The sequence below is a fragment of the Flavobacterium sp. P21 genome (genome assembly GCF_050632225.1).
Taxonomy (GTDB): Bacteria; Bacteroidota; Bacteroidia; order Flavobacteriales; family Flavobacteriaceae; genus Flavobacterium.
This window is the reverse complement of the sequence record NZ_CP192585.1, coordinates 3,990,303-4,007,896: the sequence shown is the minus strand read 5'-3', so window position 1 is coordinate 4,007,896 and position 17,594 is coordinate 3,990,303. Positions and strand designations below refer to the sequence as shown.

Here is a 17,594-nt window from a genome sequence, read left to right as displayed (position 1 = left end):
TTTAAAATATTGAATAATAAAAACATAAAAGTAATCATGAAAACAACTCATAAAAAATCAAATAAAAAAGTACAAACTTCAGCAATTGCAATGCTCAATTTATTAATACTGTTTTCTGCTTCAGAAAAAACAGTGGCACAAACTAATGCGGGAATTGTTGGAATAGATCATGTCGGAATCAATGTTCCAGACCTCAATAAAGCGGTTACATTTTTTAAAGATGTGCTTGGCTTTACGCCAGTAACACAACTAGGGCCAATTCCGCTTGACGCTGATTGGAAAAAATTAAATCATATTAATCCAAATACTGGTGCCGTTACCATAAAAATGGTCAACGCAGGAAACGGCGCAAGCATTGAAGTATTTGAATATGCTGACAATAAAGGAAGCAAAACGCATCCAAATACAGATGATATCGGAGCATCTCACATCGCATTTTATGTAAATGATATTAATGCGGCGGTGATATATTTAAAAAGCAAAGGTGTGAAAATAGTAGGAGAACCTTTTGCAACTCCTTCTGGTGATACAGCTGGAGAAACTTGGGTTTATTTTGAAACGCCTTGGGGGTCTAAAATGGAATTGGTTTCGTATCCAAACGGAAAAGGATATGAAAAAGCAAATCCAAAAACGATATTATGGTCTCCAAAAAATACAGCTTCGAAAAAGGCCTCTGCTGAAGATTTCGATTCTAAAAAAATACAACAATTGTTGAAAATCACCTTAAAATCTGGAATGAAAAAGACGAAGCAAAACGTAAAGTATTATTAAATCAAGTTTACGCTTCTAATGTAGAAATGGTAGATCGCCATTTTATTGCTGAAGGAATTGACGATATAAGCAAATTTATTGTAGAACTTCAAACGAAAAATCCTGATTTTAAATTCACTACAAAATCAGTAGAGACCAATCATAATATAGCCCGATTGTATTGGCAGTTTGGATCAAAAGAAAAACCTGCTGTTGTAAGTGGTATGGATTTGTTTGTGATTGAAAATGGTAAAGTTCAGAAGTTATATGTTTTTGTTGATCAGAAAGAATAAGTTTTTGATATTTATTTGAAAGTTCTAAAAAGCCAGAAATTAATTTCTGGCTTTTAAAATTTCCAGACTTATTCCTTTATTGTTATTTATTAATTGAATAATTTTCGTTTTTTTACTTCTGGAAAATATATGTAAAAACTTAATTTTAACCCTAAAAGTAAAAATCTATGATAAGAATATTTTTTGCTATTCTTAGTTTAGTATTGTATAGCTGTCAGAATAAAAACGTTTCAGAATCGAAAGATTCGGCCTTAGAATCAGTTGACCTTCATAAAAAGAATAAAAATATTGCGCCTCAAAAAACAGTTAAAAACGAAAAGGACTCTTCGGTAGATTATAATAAAATTTACAAAGTGATGGAAGTTGATGTTAAACCGGATTATGTTGGAGGTATAGAGAAATTTTATGCTTTTTTGAAAAAAATTACGTGGTTCCAAAAGATCCGGATGCTAATGGTTCGCTTCAAGGAGGTGTTTTTGTCAATTTTATAATTGAAAAAGATGGCAGTATTTCTAACATCAATATTCTTCGCGATATTGGATATGGAACTGGAAAAGAATTAGAAAGAGTTTTGAAACTATGTCCCCATTGGGTTTCGGCTAAGAAAAATGGAAATTCAGTACGTTGTTTGTATAGTATACCTTATTATATCCAGTAGACTACTTTTACGCAACAATTTGTAAATCATTTAATTTAATCTTCTCGCGAAATTTTGCAGGAGCAATTTGTGTTCATTTTTAGAAAAGCGTACTGTAAAGTTTAAGGTGCAAAAAAGCCAGAAAATAATTTTTTCTGGCTTTTTACATTGTATTAAATAATTTTTAAATGCTGTCTTTAGTTGAGTAATTTATTTAAAAATAATGTCTATTTTTATTAATTGATTTTTTAAATTGACTAACAGACAAAGAAACATGAATGCTGAAAACCAAAAAAATGAAATAAACCGACGCAGATTTTTACAAACCACTGCAAAATTTGCGGTACCGGGATTTATTTAGGCGCATTTGGAATGCCTGAATTATTAGCCAATGTTGTCCCAGATAAAAATGCTAATGGCATTCCAGATATTAAGTTAAATAATGGTTTGAAAATGCCAATATTAGGATTTGGTACATACGGACTCAGTGGAGAGGTATGCCAGCGATCAGTTGCTGACGCTATCACTTCAGGATATCGTCTTCTTGATACCGCAAAAGTATATGGAAATGAAGAGGCAGTAGGCAAGGGAATAAAGCAAAGCGGCATTGACAGAAAAAAACTTTTTGTTACTTCAAAACTTTGGGTTGATGATGCTGGTTATGAAAATGCTAAAAAAGGTTTTGAAGACACATTAAGAAAACTAGAACTTGAATATCTTGATTTATATCTGATTCACCGTCCAAGAGGAGATGTAAAAGGATCTTGGAAAGCAATGGAAGAACTTTACAAAGCCGGAAAAATTAAAGCTATTGGTATAAGCAACTTTGATCCGGCTCAAGTGGCAGATTTGTTGTCTTATGCTGAGATAAAACCAGTAATAAACCAAATTGAGACACATGCCTATTTTCAGCAAACGAATGATTATAATGTATTAAAGCAACATAATATTCAAATGCAGGCATGGGCGCCTTTTGCAGAAGGACGCAACGGTCTTTTTACAAATGAAGTATTAACCCAAATTGCTAAAAAACACGGCAAAACTACTGCACAGGTAAGCTTGAGATGGCATTTGCAACGTGGTATTGTAGCAATTCCAAGATCTTCGCAAAAAGCACACATTATAGAAAATCTTGATATATTTAATTTCAAGCTTGATACTGCCGACATGAAAGCGATTGAAAAGCTTGATTTAAATCGAACCCAGTTTCCGGAGTGGAGTTAATCGGTATGATTGAAAATAAAAACTGCTAATCTAAGATTAGCAGTTTTTTTATACCATTAAATTTTAATGCAAAAAAATCCTAATCATTTGATTAGGATTTTTTGTGGGGAGAGCAGGATTCGAACTATATAGCTGAAGTCCCGTCTATACAAGGTTTTATAAATTGTCTTAACCAAAGTGCACCGATTCTGCACCAAATTCAAATTTTTCTATATCAATAGTAAATCATTCACAAAAATTAAAATATTAACGAATTAGCAAATAGTAGTATTATTCTTTTTTTGCATCACAAATATATTAAAAATATTAAGTTCTTAATCTATTTAACTAAGCTTTTAAAAATCCCCATCACTTTTATCTAATTTTTTTGAAGTAGGAAGCAGTTCAAATTCAAGTCAAAATTTATGGTTATTGATTTCTGCACGTTGCAATCTTAATTATTAGTAGCAAAAGAGGTATAAACTCGAAACCCTGTGGTTGAGTAAAATGATGAAAATTATCTGATAGAAAGTAATTTAGATATTTTAAAGAGGATCTTTTAGTTTAATTTTCGAACGAATTTACTGATTTTGCGTAAAATTTTAATTTCTTAATATCAACATCTGTTTATTATTTTTTTATATCTTTGAACAACCGGTTGTGTTTGTTATTTATATTCCATTATTTTCTAATAGTTGACGGTTTCTTTAGATCGTTTAAACTAAGTTTAAAAGCAAAGCTTACTAATTCTTTGATTTAGTATAAGGCTTTGTTATGCCATTTGTTGTCGCTGAAAAGAAAGGATTAATTATAAATCAAATAACAAACAAGGTATGCCTGAAGATAATATTGATAAAATAAATTTCGAAGAAATTAGCAAATCTGCAATTTCTAAACCTCTAGTTTCACATATATACACAGCTGATCCCTCGGCACACGTATTTGAAAATAAAATATATATCTATCCTTCCCATGATATCGAAGCTGGGATTCCCTTTAATGATAATGGTGATCATTTTGGTATGAAAGATTATCATGTGTTTTCGATGGATTCTATAGAGTCAGAAACCGCAGATCATGGTGTTGCGCTACATGTCGATGACGTAGCATGGGCCGAAAAACAAATGTGGGCTCCAGATGCGGCGTACAAAAATGGTAAGTATTATTTGTATTTCCCAGCAAAGCGTGCAGATGGAATTTTTCAAATTGGCGTTGCAGTGAGTAATTCACCTACAGGACCTTTTGAAGCTCAAAAAAAGGCGATAAGGGGAAGTTACAGCATTGACCCTGCTGTTTTTGAGGATGATGACGCTAGGCATTATATTTATTTTGGAGGTATCTGGGGTGGACAACTTCAAAAATATAGAAATAATAAATATGATGTCAATAACCTAGAACCATCTGATATTGAACCTGCTTTAGGCCCCATCGTAGCAATGCTGTCAGATGACATGCTAGAATTTGCAGAAATACCAAGGGAAATTAAAATTCTCGATGAGAATGGAGAACCGCTGAAAGCTGGCGATAATGATCGCCGTTTCTTTGAAGCTTCTTGGGTTCATAAATACAATGGTCAATATTATTTTTCATATTCGACTGGAGATACACATTATATCTGTTATGCAATAGGCGACAATCCTTATGGCCCCTTTACTTATCAAGGCCGTATTCTTAATCCAGTGATTGGATGGACATCACATCATTCGATTTGTAAAGTAAATGACGAATGGTATTTGTTTTATCATGATTCGAGTTTGTCAAAAGGCGTGACGCATTTGCGAAGCATTAAGGTAACTAAAATCGATTATACAAATGACGGAAAAATCCTTACCATAGATCCATATGGTTTAAGAAGAGCAATGGAGTAAATGTAGCTTGTTAGAATCTTATGCAGTTTAACCAAATTATACTGCATAAGGTTTTAATAATATAATGAGTAAAGTAATCAAGAAAAGTAAACTTAATTATCTGACAGTCTAGGAACGCTATTTATTGCGGTCAATTGTGATTTTAATTTGTTTAATGAAAAGTTGGAAAATTACATAGTACTACATCTTATGTTTTTTATACAATTTTTCTTTCTCTGTTAAAAAAATTAGAAAAAAAGTCATTCATTTTTTTACTCTATTTTTTAAAAAATAATTAATAGAATTTCAATTTTTGTGGAATTCAGATCGAATAAAATTGATAAAAAACAATTATTTTATCAATTTTATTATAGAGACTGTTTTTTAATATGCAGTTTTTTGCTTTTTTGTTAAAGATGTTGTCAAGCAACCGGTTGTTTTTTCAAATGTTTTTTTATATTTGTAATAAATACACTTATTAATTATTTGCATTCAATTATTTTATAACCACACATTTCAAAGAGATGTTAAAATACAAGAACTAATTAAAATGAAACACCAAAAAATATTTCTACTGCTATCCTTATTATTTCTTTTTTCATTTAATGAAATAAAAATTAAAGATTCCCTTGTAAAAGCGCAAATTGGTAAAATGCCAATCTTTTCAAATGTTGTTTATACAGGCAATGATGATATTTATAAAAATAATCCTTTAAAATCAGACGAGTTTTATACTCCAATTTTGCAGGGATGTTATCCTGATCCTGCTATTACCAGAAAAGGAGATGACTATTATATGGTTTGCTCTTCTTTTGCCATGTTTCCAGGAGTGCCAATTTTTCATTCTAAAGATTTAGTGAATTGGACTGATTTGGGAGGGGTTTTAAATAAGGTTTCAGAATTTAATCCTCACGATACTGGAATTAGCCAAGGAGTATATGCGCCGGGTATAACTTATAATCCTCATAATGATACTTTTTATATGATTGTAACTGCCTTTACAGGAGGAATGGGGAATATTATTGTAAAAACAAAAGATCCAATGAAAGGTTGGGGAAGCCCTATTAAATTGGATTTTAACGGTATTGATCCTTGTATTTTTTTGATGATAACGGAAAAGGATATATTGTACATAATGATGCACCAGACAAAGGAAAAGAATTGTATGAAGGTCATCGTGTAATTAAAGTTTGGGAGTATGACCTTGCAAATGATAAAGTAATTCCAGGCTCAGATAAAATTATTGTAGACGGAGGTGTCGATCTTTCTAAAAAACCAATTTGGATTGAAGCACCACATTTATATAAAAAAGACGGTCGTTATTATTTAATGTGTGCCGAAGGCGGAACTGGTGATAATCATAGCGAAGTTGTTTTTGTTAGTGACAGTCCGAAAGGTCCTTTTAAACCAGCATCAAACAACCCGATTCTGACACAAAGGTATTTTCCACAAGATAGACCTGAAAAAGTGGACTGGGCAGGACATGCTGATTTAGTATTAGGTCCTGATAATAAATATTATGGAGTATTTCTTGGTATTCGTCCTAATGATAAAAATAGAGTGAATACGGGACGAGAAACTTTTATGTTGCCTGTAGATTGGTCTGGCGTTTTTCCAGTTTTTGAAAACGGACTAGTTCCTCTCAGACCAAAAATGAAAATGCCTAATGGTGTTATTGAAAACAAAACTGGAAAAGACGGATTTTTTCCTAATGGAAATTTCACGTTTACTGAAAACTTTACATCTGAAAAATTAGATTACAGATGGATTGGACTTAGAGGACCTCGTGAAAATTTTATTTCGGTAACAAAAAGCGGACTCGAGATCAAGCCTTTTGCAGTAAATATTAAAGAAGTCAAACCAACTTCAACACTTTTTTATAGACAGCAAGCACAATAATTTTTCTTTCACATCAACTTTAGATTATAAACCTTCATCTGAAAAGGATTTGGCTGGAATTGTTTGCATGCAGAGTGAGCGCTTCAATTATGTTTTTGGCATAACTAAAAAAGGCAAGGACACTTATATCATATTGGAAAGAACAGAAAAGGGAGAATCAAAAGTTATTGCAAGCGCTAAAATTGAGATCAAGAAAAACATACGTCTTCAGGTAAAAGCAACAGGCGACAGTTACCAGTTTAGTTATGCTTTAAACGGTGTTGATTTTGAAAATTTAGGAGGAAGTGTTTCTGGCGATATTCTTTCTACAAATGTCGCTGGAGGTTTTACTGGAGCATTGGTAGGATTATACGCTACTAGTGCAAATGACGCTTACGCAGAATAAAAAGAGAAATTTTAAAAACAGTTGAATTTTCTAATTCAACAATTAAACAATAATTTTTGACATTAAAATAGCACCATATAATGAAATCAATAATTAGATTTTTTGCATTTGCTGTTCTTTTTTTATAGGACAAAAAGGATATTCTCAAGATCCAAATTTTCATGTTTATTTGAGTTTTGGCCAATCAAATATGGAGGGTTATGCTAAAATTGAACCGCAGGATATCACCGCAGTTGATGATCGTTTTCAAGTTTTAGCAACAGTAGATTGTCCAGAAATTGGGCGTTCAAAAGGCAATTGGTATACGGCAGTTCCTCCATTATGCCGATGTAATACTGGGCTGACTCCAGTAGATTATTTTGGAAGAACTTTAATTGCCAATCTACCAAAAAATATAAAAGTTGGGGTGATAAATGTGGCTGTTGGAGGCTGTAAAATCGAACTTTTTGATGTAAATAAAACATCAGAATATGTTGCAACTGCGCCAGATTGGATGAAAGGTATTCTAAAACAATACAACGACAATCCGTATCAAAGATTGGTTGAAATGGCTAAGATTGCTCAAAAAAAGGTGTAATTAAAGGAATTTTACTGCATCAAGGAGAATCAAATACGGGTGATACACTTTGGCCGAAGAAAGTAAAAATCGTTTACGATAACCTGATGAAAGATTTAAATCTGGATCCTAATAAAGTTCCACTGCTTTCAGGTGAAACTGTAAATGAAGATCAAAATGGTAAATGCGGAAGTATGAATAAAATCATAGCCACACTTCCTAAAACAATACCAAATTCGTATGTCATTTCTTCAAGCGGATGCAAAGCCGAACCAGATTTTCTACATTTTAACGCAAGCAGGTTATCGTGATTTAGGTAACCGTTACGGCGAAAAAATGCTATCGCTATTAGGCTATAAATTGTACAATGGAAAAGAGTTTTTCAGGGCTAGCGCGCCAATTGGTTTTGATCAGGTAAATTCAAATGCTCCAACGGGTAAAGTAGAAACAATCAGTTATGAGTCTAAAACGGTTGGAACGGTAAGAAAAGTAAATGTATATACGCCGCCTGGATTTAATAAAAAGAAAAAGTACTCTGTACTATACCTCCTGCATGGTATAGGCGGTGATGAAAATGAATGGTTGAAAGGAGGAAATCCGCAAATTATATTAGACAATCTTTACGCAGAAGGAAAATTAGAACCTATGATTGTTGTAATGCCAAACGGAAGAGCAATGAAAGATGATAGTGCTACAGGAAATATCATGGCTCCAGATAAAGTGCAAGCTTTTTCAACCTTCGAAAAAGATTTATTGGGTGATTTAATTCCGTTTATTGAAAAAAATACCCTGTTTATAAAGACAGAGAACACCGTGCAATTGCCGGTTTGTCTATGGGTGGCGGACAATCTTTGAATTTTGGCTTAGGGAACTTGGATAAATTTGCTTGGGTTGGTGCATTTTCAGCCGCGCCAAATACCAAAATGCCAGAAGAATTACTCCCAAATCCTGAAGAAGCAAAAAAGAAATTAAAATTACTTTGGATTTCGTGCGGTGATAACGATTGGTTAATTAGCAACAGTAAACGCACTCACGAATATTTGTATAAAAATGATGTGCCTCACATTTACTATTTAGAGCCGGGTGTGCATGATTTCAAAGTTTGGAAAAATGGATTGTATATGTTTTCACAGTTTTTATTCAAGCCTGTCGATCAATCCAGTTTTGCAACCTATACAATTTTAGGTGATCAGGCTCAGACTAATATTCGTAATGCTAAGTATCCGCGACTATTACCAGACAATCGTGTTGTTTTTAAAATTAAAGCGCCAGAAGCGTCAAAAGTTCAAATTGATTTAGGCAAAAAGTATGATATGTCCAGAGATTCAGACGGACTATGGACTACAACAACAGGAGTAATTAATAAAGGATTTAATTATTATTCTTTGCTAATTGATGGTGTAGCTGTAGCTGATCCTGCTAGTGAAACATTTTATGGTATGGGACGCATGGCCAGCGGTATTGAAATTCCAAATAAAGAAGGGGATTTTTACGAATTAAAAATGGTTCCCCATGGTGATATCAGAATCAAAAAATATTTTTCAAAAGCAACTAATTCTTGGCGTGAAATGTATGTTTATACACCACCCGGTTATGAAAATTCAATCGAAAAATATCCTGTTTTATATCTGCTTCATGGAGGAGGCGAAGACCAAACCGGATGGGCAACTCAAGGCAAGGCGAATTTGATTTTAGACAATTTAATAGCCGAAAGGAAAGCAAAGCCAATGATTATCGCCATGCTTGATGGAAATATGGGAACTGCAGGTTTCAATGAAAATGCATTGAAAGCATTTGAAAATGAATTAAAAGAGGGCGCAATTCCTTTTGTAGAAAGTAATTTCAAAGTAGCAACAGACGCTAAAAATAGAGCATTGGCCGGATTATCAATGGGAGGACTGCAGACATTGTATGCTGGGGTTAAAAATTCAGATATGTTTTCAAGTATAGGTGTATTCAGCTCGGGTTGGTGGGCCAATAATGATACATTGTCAGGGCCTCAATATGAATTTATGAAAAATAATGCCACTGTTATTAATTCTAATATCAAGAATTTTTGGATTTCAATGGGAGGCAAGGAAGACATTGCTTATGAAAACTGCAAAATAATGTTGAGCAAATTTGACCAAATGGGAATTAAATACAAATACAGTGAATATTCAGGAGGACACACATGGCCAGTTTGGAGACATGATTTGTTTCTGTTTGCGCCGTTATTGTTTAATTAATTAATTTTTAGATAGCAAGGATTTCCAAAAACAAAATAATGATGAAAAAAGTCTGAGTACCATATTGATTCTATTGGGAATTTCATTAGTCGCACAGCAGAAAGATGATTTGAAACTTTGGTATAAAAATTCTTCAGGAACAGTATGGGAAAATGCGGCGCCAATTGGAAATGGCTTTCAAGGCGCTATGGTATATGGAAATGTCGAAAAAGAAATTTTTCAACTAAATGAAGCAAGTGTATGGAGCGGAAGTCCAAATAGGAATGATAATCCTGATGCAAAAAATGCACTAAGCGAAATTAGAAGACTTATTTTTCAGAAAGAATATAAAAAAGCAGAAAAACGCATCAATGAAAATATAATCACTAAAAAATCCCACGGGCAAATGTTTCAGCCTGTTGGAAATTTAGAATTGGATTTTTTGAATCATCAAAACTTTACCGATTATTACCGAGAACTTGATATAGAAAAAGCGGTTGCAAAAACAGTTTATAAAATACAGGGCGTTGCCTATACCCGTGAAGCATTTATGTCTTTTTCTGATCGGGTTCTAGTGATAAAACTTTCTGCTGATGAACCGGGAAAATTGTCGTTTACAGTCGCTTTTACCTCTGAACATAAAAAACAGGAAATTAAAGTTGAAAATAACAATGAACTTTCACTTTCGGGAACTACAAGTGATCATGAAGGCATAGACGGAAAAGTCAATTTTAATGCATTGGCAAAGTTCAAAGTCAATGGCGGAGGAATAAAAAGTATTGGAAATTCTATAAAAATTGAAGGAGCAGATTCTGTTTTGATTTATGTATCTATTGCGAGTAACTTTATTAATTACGATGATATCAGCGGCAATGAAAAGGAACTTGCAAAATCTTTTTGGACAAGGCATTTGATAAAGAGTATAACAATATGAAAAAAGCACATATTGCTTATTATCAAAAATATTTTAAGAGAGTCAAACTTGATTTTGGAACAACGGAAGCATCTAAACTGCCAACAAATGAAAGATTAGCGAATTTTAGATATGTTTCTGATCCATCTTTTGTAACGCTTTATTTTCAGTATGGCAGATATTTATTGATATCATCTTCACAGCCTGGAGGTCAGCCCGCAAATCTTCAAGGAATTTGGAATCACAGCATGAATCCTGCATGGGACAGTAAATATACGATCAATATAAATACAGAAATGAATTACTGGCCCGCTGAGAAAACCAATTTGTCAGAAATGCACGAGCCTCTTTTAAAAATGATCCAAGAAGTAGCACAAACCGGAAAAGAGACTGCCAAAGTAATGTATGGAGCCCGTGGCTGGATGGCGCATCATAATACTGATATATGGAGAATTAACGGCGCTGTCGACGGCGCAACCTGGGGAGTTTGGAATGCAGGTGGAGGCTGGTTGAGCCAGCATTTATGGGAGCATTATCTCTACACGGGCGATAAGGATTATCTTCAATCGGTATATGAAACCCTTAAGGGAGCAAGCAGATTTTTATGCTGATTTCTTGGTAAAAGATCCTGAAAGCGGCTGGCTGGTCGTAGTTCCAGGAAATTCACCAGAAAATGCTCCAGCAGCCGCATCAAGGTTCTGCAGTAACTGCTGGATCAACAATGGATAATCAGATTGTTTTTGATGTTTTTAGTACAGCAATAAAAGCATCTGAAACATTAGGAAAAGACAAACAATACATTGATAGTTTAAAAACGTTGCGCAATATGCTTCCGCCAATGCAAATTGGTAAATACAACCAGTTGCAGGAATGGATGGATGATGTCGATGATCCTAAAGATAATCATCGACATATTTCGCATTTATATGGGTTGTATCCTTCTAATCAGATTTCAACTTATAAAACTCCAGAGCTTTTTGCGGCGGCAAAGAATACATTATTGCAAAGAGGAGATATATCTACAGGTTGGAGTATGGGCTGGAAAGTAAATTGGTGGGCAAAAATGCAGGATGGAAATCATGCTTACAGTTTGATTCAAAACCAATTGACTCCGCTTGGTGTGAACACCGGTGGAGGAGGCACTTATAATAATCTTTTTGATGCGCATCCACCTTTTCAAATTGACGGAAATTTTGGATGCACATCAGGAATTGCTGAAATGTTGATGCAAAGTTCAGATGAAGCCATTCATTTGCTTCCGGCTCTTCCAGATGCGTTGAAAGAATATGGAGAAATAGCAGGTTTGAAAGCGCGTGGAGGATTTGAAATTAAAGAAATGAAATGGAAAAATGGAAAGTTAGTTGCTGTCAGTATTCAGTCCAATCTTGGTGGAAATCTTAGATTGAGAACTCCAAATCAAATCATTCCTAAAAATAAAATGGATTTTAAAACTGCTTCCGGAGGTAATTCAAATGTTTTTTACGAAACAGATGCGATCAAAAAGCCCATCATCGCTAAAGAATCAACGATAAGACCTTTAAATATTCAACCAACATTTTTATATGATGTTGCTACTGAAAAAGGAAAAATATACCATTTTTCGATTAAGGAATAAATTACAGTCATTTCAATATGAGTGACTTAAAGTAAAAGTTTTTTTAAAATTTAAATTCAAAGAAGATATGAAAAACAAGTTTCTATTTATAATAAGTTTACTATCGTTTTTTTGTGCCAATGCGCGACAATATCCTTTTAAAAATCCTTCTCTTAGTTCTGAAGAAAGAGCAAAAGATCTAATTTCACGATTGACGCTTGAAGAAAAAGCGGCTTTAATGTGCGATCAGAGTGATGCGATACCGCGACTAGGAATCAAAAAATTCAATTGGTGGAGCGAAGCTTTGCACGGTTATGCGAATAATGATAATGTAACTGTTTTCCCGGAACCTATTGGCATGGCGGCATCATTTGATGATCAGTTGCTATATCATGTTTTTGATGCTGTTTCAGATGAAGCCCGTGCCAAATACAATCAGTGGATTAAAAACGGCAACGAGAATAAGCGGTTTTTAAGCCTTTCGGTTTGGACGCCTAACGTAAATATTTTTAGAGATCCACGCTGGGGCAGAGGTCAGGAAACTTATGGAGAAGATCCGTATCTTACTTCACGAATGGGAATTTCTGTTGTTAAAGGATTGCAAGGCCCTGCAGATGCTAAATATCGAAAACTTTTGGCCTGTGCGAAACATTTTGCGGTTCATTCAGGACCTGAATGGAGTAGGCACGAATTGAATCTTAATAATGTAAATCCACGAGAATTGTATGAAACGTATCTGCCAGCATTTAAATCATTGGTTCAGGAAGCTGATGTTCGTCAGGTAATGTGTGCTTATCAGCGTTTAGATGATGAACCTTGTCGCAGTAATAGAAGATTGTCGCAAGGCATTCTTCGTGACGAATGGGGTTATAAATATATGGTAGTATCGGATTGCGGAGCGGTTACTGATTTTTATACTTCGCATAAAGTTTCTTCTGATGCAACACATGCGGCGTCTAAAGCTGTACTTGCAGGAACTGATGTCGAATGCGTTTGGGAAAAATATCCTTTTAAAAATTTGCCAGAAGCGGTAGAGAAAGATTTAATAAAAGAGGCTGATATCAACAAAAGCTTGCTTCGCGTTTTAATTGGTCGTTTTGATTTGGGCGAAATGGATGATGATGCAATTGTTCCTTACGCTCAAATTCCGGCAACTGTTCTCAATAGTAAAGAGCATCAAAAACTGGCACTTGAAATGGCTCAGGAGTCAATGACACTTTTGCAAAATAAAAATAATATTCTTCCTCTAAGTAAAACAATGCATAAGTTAGCAGTCATTGGTCCAAATGCCGATGACGAACCAATGTTATGGGGAAATTATAACGGAACACCTGTTAAAACCATCACCATTAAAACCGGAATAGAATCAAAAATTACTGCTGATAAAATCTTTTATGATAAAGCTTGCGATTTAGTTGAAGATAAAGTAAATCAAACCTATTTTGACCAACTTTCTTTTGAAGGGAAAAAAGGAATGAAAGCAACTTTTTGGAATAATCCCAATAGAGAGGGCGCTAGCGTTATATCACAACAGATTTTAAATCCCATAAAAATGACAACTGCAGGCCAGCATGAATTTGCTTCTGGAGTGAAGCTAGAAGGATTTTCAGCAAAATACGAGGGAGAATTTTTAGCTAAGAAAAATGATACACTTGTATTTAAAACAGGGGCTTGCGGTGTTTTTGAATTACTAGTCAACGGAGTTTCTAAAGCAAAATATACCACTTGGAGAACGTTGCCTGGAAAAATTCCATTTGCAGTCGAAGCAGGTAAAAAATATAAAATCGAAATTCTGTACGCGCAATCAAATAATTGGCAGGCCAACCTTGAATTTGATTTTGGAAAAGAATTCAATATAAATTTCGGCGGATTGATCCAGAAATTAAATGGTATTGATACTGTAGTTTTTGTTGGCGGACTTTCGACTTTGCTGGAAGGCGAAGAAATGCCGGTTTCATATCCCGGTTTTAAAGGCGGTGACAGAACGAATATAGAACTTCCCGCAGTTCAAAGAAAATGTCTGCAAGAACTTAAGGCTGTAGGCAAAAAAGTGGTTTTTATAAACTGCTCGGGTTCTGCAATTGCTTTAACACCAGAAACATCAAGTCGCGATGCTATTTTACAAGCATGGTATCCTGGAGAATCAGGTGGTCAGGCAGTAGCCGATGTGCTTTTTGGAGATTATAATCCCGCAGGAAAACTTCCGGTTTCATTTTATAAAAACTCAGATATTTTGGGTGATTTTGAAGATTATTCTATGAAAGGACGAACGTACAGATATACAAATGATGTTTTATTTCCTTTTGGTTTTGGTTTGAGTTACTCTAAATTCAACATCGATACAGCAAAACTTAGCAAGACAAAAATCAATTCAAATGAAAGCACACAATTGACTCTTTCAATAAAAAACAACAGCAAACGTGAAGGAACAGAGGTTGTTCAGGTATATGTCAAAAAAGCAAATGATAAAGATGGTCCATTAAAAACTTTAAAAGCTTTTAAACGAATCAATTTAAAAGCCGGAGAAAATCAAAATGTAACCATTGATTTGCCATCATCTTCATTTGAATTTTATGATCAAAATACTAGAAATATGAAGGTAACTCCAGGTGAGTACGAGGTTTATTATGGCAATAGTTCTGCGGCAAATGATTTAAAAGTGCTTAAAGTGTTTGTTCAGTAATCGACCATAATTCAGCGCTTGCTTAGAAAGATGCTATTTTTGAAGCAAGCTTAAAATTCTGACGATACTTTTAATTTATGTATGATTAATTGCATTTTCAATTAAAAAGTATATATTTAATTTAAATTTCCTCAAATAATATATGTCTGTAAAAAATTGTGTTAGAGCGATAGTTATTCTATTTTTTATAGTAAACAATTTGTTTTCTCAAAATAAATTTGAAAACTATCAATTTCGATTAGTAGATAAAGAAGCATCGAAAAGTGGCATTTATACCATTTCACAAGATCAGCTTGGATTTATGTGGATGGGTACAAATGGCGCCGGGTTATATAAATACGATGGAGTTAACTATATTGCTTATGAACAAAACTCTAAGCTTAAAAACTCTATTAACAGCAATTTGATTTATGCTACTTATGTCGATACTCGCAACCGGTTGTGGATAGGGACTGATGAAGGATTATGCCTGTACAATCGAAATCTGGATAATTTTGAAAGCATCGATATTCAGAAGAAAATTAAAAAAGAAACTGTAATTTCTATTAAAAGCATTATTGAAGATAATAATGGAAATCTAATGTTAGGAACAGTTAATAACGGTTTGCTAAAGTTAAACACTACGACACGGGAAATTACCAAAGTTCATTCTGATGTACCAAACAACTCAAATTATCTTATAAATAGTCTTGCAAAAGATAAAAAAGGAACAATTTACTTGGGAACAAATTTAGGTTTGAAAATATTCGACCCTATAAAGAATGAGACTAAAAAGGTTGACATTGACAATGATAGTAGAATACACTCGGCAAGTATTGTGTCTATGTGTTTAGACAGTAATCAAAACTTATGGATTGGCGATGGATTTAAAGGTTTAATAAAAGTAGATTTACATTCTAAAGTTAAACAGGCTTTTTTCTACCCAATTACCAAAAAAGGATTATGTCAATTTTGGCAAAGGATTCCAAAACAATTCTTTGTGCTACCGAAAATGATGGTTTGATAATTGTGGACGATCAGGGAGCTGTTCAAAAAAAGTATGTAAACAGCAAGTTCAATACACGTAGTTTGAATTCAAATTCGGTTTGGTCTTTATTATTAGACAGAGAGAACAGAATTTGGCTGGGATATTATAATAAAGGCTTAGGCGTTTTTGATAAAATAAATAGCAAAGTCAATATCATAGAAAGTTTGCCTGGAAATCCGCAATCCTTACAAACAAATTGTGTAACAGGAATTGCCAAAGATCATCAGGGACAATTATGGATTTCTATGGAAGGTGGCGGAGTGGATGTTTACAATCTTACGACCAAAGAATTTAAACACATTACGAAATCAGATGCTAGCCTATATTCTGGATTAACCAATGATAATATCACAAAGGTATTTATTGACAAAAAACAAAATATCTGGTTGTCGAGCTGGAATGAAGGGATTTTTCTTTTAAAGAAAGGAAGCAGGAGTTTTATTAATTACAATACAAAAAACACACCTAATCTGGCTTCAGATAATATTATGAGCATTACAGAAGATTCCAGAGGCGTAATTTGGATTGGAACTTTTGCTAAAGGATTACATTATTATACGCCGTCAGACGGACAATTCCACCATTGCAATGCGAAGCCATTTTTGACAAATGCAATAACAAATATTGACATCAGAAATGTAATGGTTGATTCAGATGATGCCGTTTGGGTTGGTTCAACAACAGGTCTTTATAAAGTGGTTACGAATGATTTTATCACTTTTTCTGTGACTTCTTTTCGAGATAAAATGTCGGAGAAACTTAAAAATCATAAAAGTACTCATACTATCAATGCTTTATATCAGGCTAAAAACAAAGAAATCTGGATTGGAACTGATGGCGCAGGATTGTTCAGTTATAATAAAAAAACAGATGTTCTAAAGTGGTACATAAATTTTAAAGGGTCGCATGAAAAATCAATTTCAGCAATTACAGAATCTAATGACGGAGCTGTGTGGTTAAGCGGAAAAAAGGAATTACGAGACTGGATCTAAAAAACAATACTACAGTCAACTATTCTACCTATGATGGTTTGCTAGGGAATGATTTCAACAACAATGCAGTTTTAAGAGATGAAGATGGAATGTTGTATTTTGGAAGTTATGAAGGCTTAAATTATTTCAATCCTTCTAGTTTAGTTAAAAGTAAAAAGCAATTACCTATTTATTTTACTGATTTAAAGCTTTTTAATAAATCGGTTGGGCCACTTGAAAAAAATTCGCCACTTATAAAAGTACTTTCTGAAACAAAAAAATAATTCTTAAACACGATCAGTCTGTCTTTACAATTGATTTTATTGCGGTAAATTATTCTTTTCCAGCTAGAAATGAATTTGCCTATTATTTAGAAGGTTTTGATGATTCCTGGAATTATGTAGGAAACAAACGCTCGGCAACTTACACCAATTTAGCTCCCGGAAATTATACGCTTAAAGTTAAAGCGACAGAAAAAAATGGCGCTTGGAGCAAGGTGCCGCTGGAACTAAAAATCGAGATATTGCCGCCATGGTGGAAAACATCTTTTGCGTATTTATTTTATACTCTTTTACTTGGAGCAAGCAATTCATTTTGCCAATCAGTACTATCAAAATAGATTCAAACAA

General features: G+C 33.9%; 17 protein-coding genes and 3 pseudogenes. All 20 read left to right on the top strand.

Annotated elements, in window-relative coordinates; genetic code table 11:
- Window positions 1-36 precede the first annotated feature (36 nt).
- The 20 genes and pseudogenes from ACQ9BO_RS20135 (at window position 37) to ACQ9BO_RS20040 (ending at window position 17,584) form a co-directional block, all read left to right on the top strand.
- On the top strand, window positions 37-771 hold the full coding sequence (locus ACQ9BO_RS20135) for a VOC family protein (RefSeq protein WP_431242199.1): 735 nt from the start codon (window positions 37-39) through the stop codon (window positions 769-771).
- A complete protein-coding gene (locus ACQ9BO_RS20130) occupies window positions 708-1,043 on the top strand; it encodes a nuclear transport factor 2 family protein (RefSeq protein WP_431245181.1) in 336 nt (111 codons plus the stop codon). The genes ACQ9BO_RS20135 and ACQ9BO_RS20130 overlap by 64 nt, the downstream gene beginning before the upstream one ends.
- 427 nt (window positions 1,044-1,470) lie before the next feature.
- Window positions 1,471-1,701 (top strand): energy transducer TonB, encoded by a 231-nt coding sequence (locus tag ACQ9BO_RS20125; protein ID WP_431242198.1) that lies wholly within the window; start codon window positions 1,471-1,473, stop codon window positions 1,699-1,701.
- A 351-nt stretch (window positions 1,702-2,052) separates the two neighbouring features.
- Complete coding sequence (locus tag ACQ9BO_RS20120; RefSeq protein WP_431242197.1) at window positions 2,053-2,904, top strand: aldo/keto reductase; 852 nt, start codon at window positions 2,053-2,055, stop codon at window positions 2,902-2,904.
- A gap of 812 nt (window positions 2,905-3,716) precedes the next feature.
- On the top strand, window positions 3,717-4,751 hold the full coding sequence (locus ACQ9BO_RS20115; protein WP_431242196.1) for a glycoside hydrolase family 43 protein: 1,035 nt from the start codon (window positions 3,717-3,719) through the stop codon (window positions 4,749-4,751).
- A 529-nt stretch (window positions 4,752-5,280) separates the two neighbouring features.
- Window positions 5,281-6,629 (top strand): annotated as a pseudogene (locus tag ACQ9BO_RS20110) (glycoside hydrolase family 43 protein).
- A 49-nt stretch (window positions 6,630-6,678) separates the two neighbouring features.
- On the top strand, window positions 6,679-7,014 hold the full coding sequence (locus tag ACQ9BO_RS20105; RefSeq protein WP_431242195.1) for a hypothetical protein: 336 nt from the start codon (window positions 6,679-6,681) through the stop codon (window positions 7,012-7,014).
- Window positions 7,015-7,183: 169 nt separating this feature from the next.
- Entirely contained in the window at window positions 7,184-7,591 is a 408-nt protein-coding gene (locus ACQ9BO_RS20100) for a sialate O-acetylesterase (RefSeq protein WP_431242194.1), read from the top strand.
- Complete coding sequence (locus ACQ9BO_RS20095; RefSeq protein WP_431245180.1) at window positions 7,591-7,881, top strand: sialate O-acetylesterase; 291 nt, start codon at window positions 7,591-7,593, stop codon at window positions 7,879-7,881. Before ACQ9BO_RS20100 ends, ACQ9BO_RS20095 begins: the two co-directional genes overlap by 1 nt.
- Window positions 7,811-8,496, top strand: a pseudogene (locus ACQ9BO_RS20090) (alpha/beta hydrolase); the annotation flags it as partial. The gene ACQ9BO_RS20095 and the pseudogene ACQ9BO_RS20090, both read left to right, overlap by 71 nt.
- Complete coding sequence (locus ACQ9BO_RS20085) at window positions 8,494-9,798, top strand: alpha/beta hydrolase-fold protein (protein ID WP_431245179.1); 1,305 nt, start codon at window positions 8,494-8,496, stop codon at window positions 9,796-9,798. The pseudogene ACQ9BO_RS20090 and the gene ACQ9BO_RS20085, both read left to right, overlap by 3 nt.
- A 64-nt stretch (window positions 9,799-9,862) precedes the next feature.
- Window positions 9,863-10,711 (top strand): glycoside hydrolase family 95 protein, encoded by an 849-nt coding sequence (locus ACQ9BO_RS20080; RefSeq protein ID WP_431242193.1) that lies wholly within the window; start codon window positions 9,863-9,865, stop codon window positions 10,709-10,711.
- Entirely contained in the window at window positions 10,708-11,301 is a 594-nt protein-coding gene (locus tag ACQ9BO_RS20075; protein ID WP_431242192.1) for a glycosyl hydrolase family 95 catalytic domain-containing protein, read from the top strand. Before ACQ9BO_RS20080 ends, ACQ9BO_RS20075 begins: the two co-directional genes overlap by 4 nt.
- Window positions 11,264-11,855: pseudogene (locus ACQ9BO_RS20070) on the top strand (glycosyl hydrolase family 95 catalytic domain-containing protein); the annotation flags it as partial. The gene ACQ9BO_RS20075 and the pseudogene ACQ9BO_RS20070, both read left to right, overlap by 38 nt.
- A gap of 54 nt (window positions 11,856-11,909) precedes the next feature.
- Complete coding sequence (locus tag ACQ9BO_RS20065) at window positions 11,910-12,305, top strand: glycoside hydrolase family 95-like protein (RefSeq protein ID WP_431245178.1); 396 nt, start codon at window positions 11,910-11,912, stop codon at window positions 12,303-12,305.
- Window positions 12,306-12,372: 67 nt separating this feature from the next.
- On the top strand, window positions 12,373-14,967 hold the full coding sequence (xyl3A, locus tag ACQ9BO_RS20060; protein WP_431242191.1) for a xylan 1,4-beta-xylosidase: 2,595 nt from the start codon (window positions 12,373-12,375) through the stop codon (window positions 14,965-14,967).
- A gap of 142 nt (window positions 14,968-15,109) precedes the next feature.
- Window positions 15,110-15,970 (top strand): ligand-binding sensor domain-containing protein, encoded by an 861-nt coding sequence (locus ACQ9BO_RS20055; RefSeq protein WP_431242190.1) that lies wholly within the window; start codon window positions 15,110-15,112, stop codon window positions 15,968-15,970.
- Window positions 15,910-16,986, top strand: a complete 1,077-nt coding sequence (locus tag ACQ9BO_RS20050) for a ligand-binding sensor domain-containing protein (RefSeq protein ID WP_431242189.1) — start codon at window positions 15,910-15,912, stop codon at window positions 16,984-16,986. Before ACQ9BO_RS20055 ends, ACQ9BO_RS20050 begins: the two co-directional genes overlap by 61 nt.
- Window positions 16,947-17,249, top strand: coding sequence for a hypothetical protein (locus tag ACQ9BO_RS20045; RefSeq protein WP_431242188.1), 303 nt, complete (start codon window positions 16,947-16,949; stop codon window positions 17,247-17,249). The genes ACQ9BO_RS20050 and ACQ9BO_RS20045 overlap by 40 nt, the downstream gene beginning before the upstream one ends.
- Window positions 17,246-17,584 carry a triple tyrosine motif-containing protein gene (locus tag ACQ9BO_RS20040; RefSeq protein WP_431245177.1) on the top strand — a complete coding sequence of 113 codons (339 nt, stop codon included), beginning with the start codon at window positions 17,246-17,248 and terminating at the stop codon, window positions 17,582-17,584. Before ACQ9BO_RS20045 ends, ACQ9BO_RS20040 begins: the two co-directional genes overlap by 4 nt.
- Window positions 17,585-17,594: the final 10 nt, after the last annotated feature.

Coding starts and splice junctions, on each gene's coding strand:
- ACQ9BO_RS20120 (WP_431242197.1), top strand. CDS start 2,053: ATGCCTGAATTATTAGCCAATGTTGTCCCAGATAAAAATGCTAATGGC.
- ACQ9BO_RS20065 (WP_431245178.1), top strand. CDS start 11,910: ATGTTGATGCAAAGTTCAGATGAAGCCATTCATTTGCTTCCGGCTCTT.
- xyl3A (WP_431242191.1), top strand. CDS start 12,373: ATGAAAAACAAGTTTCTATTTATAATAAGTTTACTATCGTTTTTTTGT.
- ACQ9BO_RS20055 (WP_431242190.1), top strand. CDS start 15,110: ATGTCTGTAAAAAATTGTGTTAGAGCGATAGTTATTCTATTTTTTATA.
- ACQ9BO_RS20135 (WP_431242199.1), top strand. CDS start 37: ATGAAAACAACTCATAAAAAATCAAATAAAAAAGTACAAACTTCAGCA.
- ACQ9BO_RS20050 (WP_431242189.1), top strand. CDS start 15,910: ATGTCAATTTTGGCAAAGGATTCCAAAACAATTCTTTGTGCTACCGAA.
- ACQ9BO_RS20115 (WP_431242196.1), top strand. CDS start 3,717: ATGCCTGAAGATAATATTGATAAAATAAATTTCGAAGAAATTAGCAAA.
- ACQ9BO_RS20075 (WP_431242192.1), top strand. CDS start 10,708: ATGAAAAAAGCACATATTGCTTATTATCAAAAATATTTTAAGAGAGTC.
- ACQ9BO_RS20085 (WP_431245179.1), top strand. CDS start 8,494: ATGCCAGAAGAATTACTCCCAAATCCTGAAGAAGCAAAAAAGAAATTA.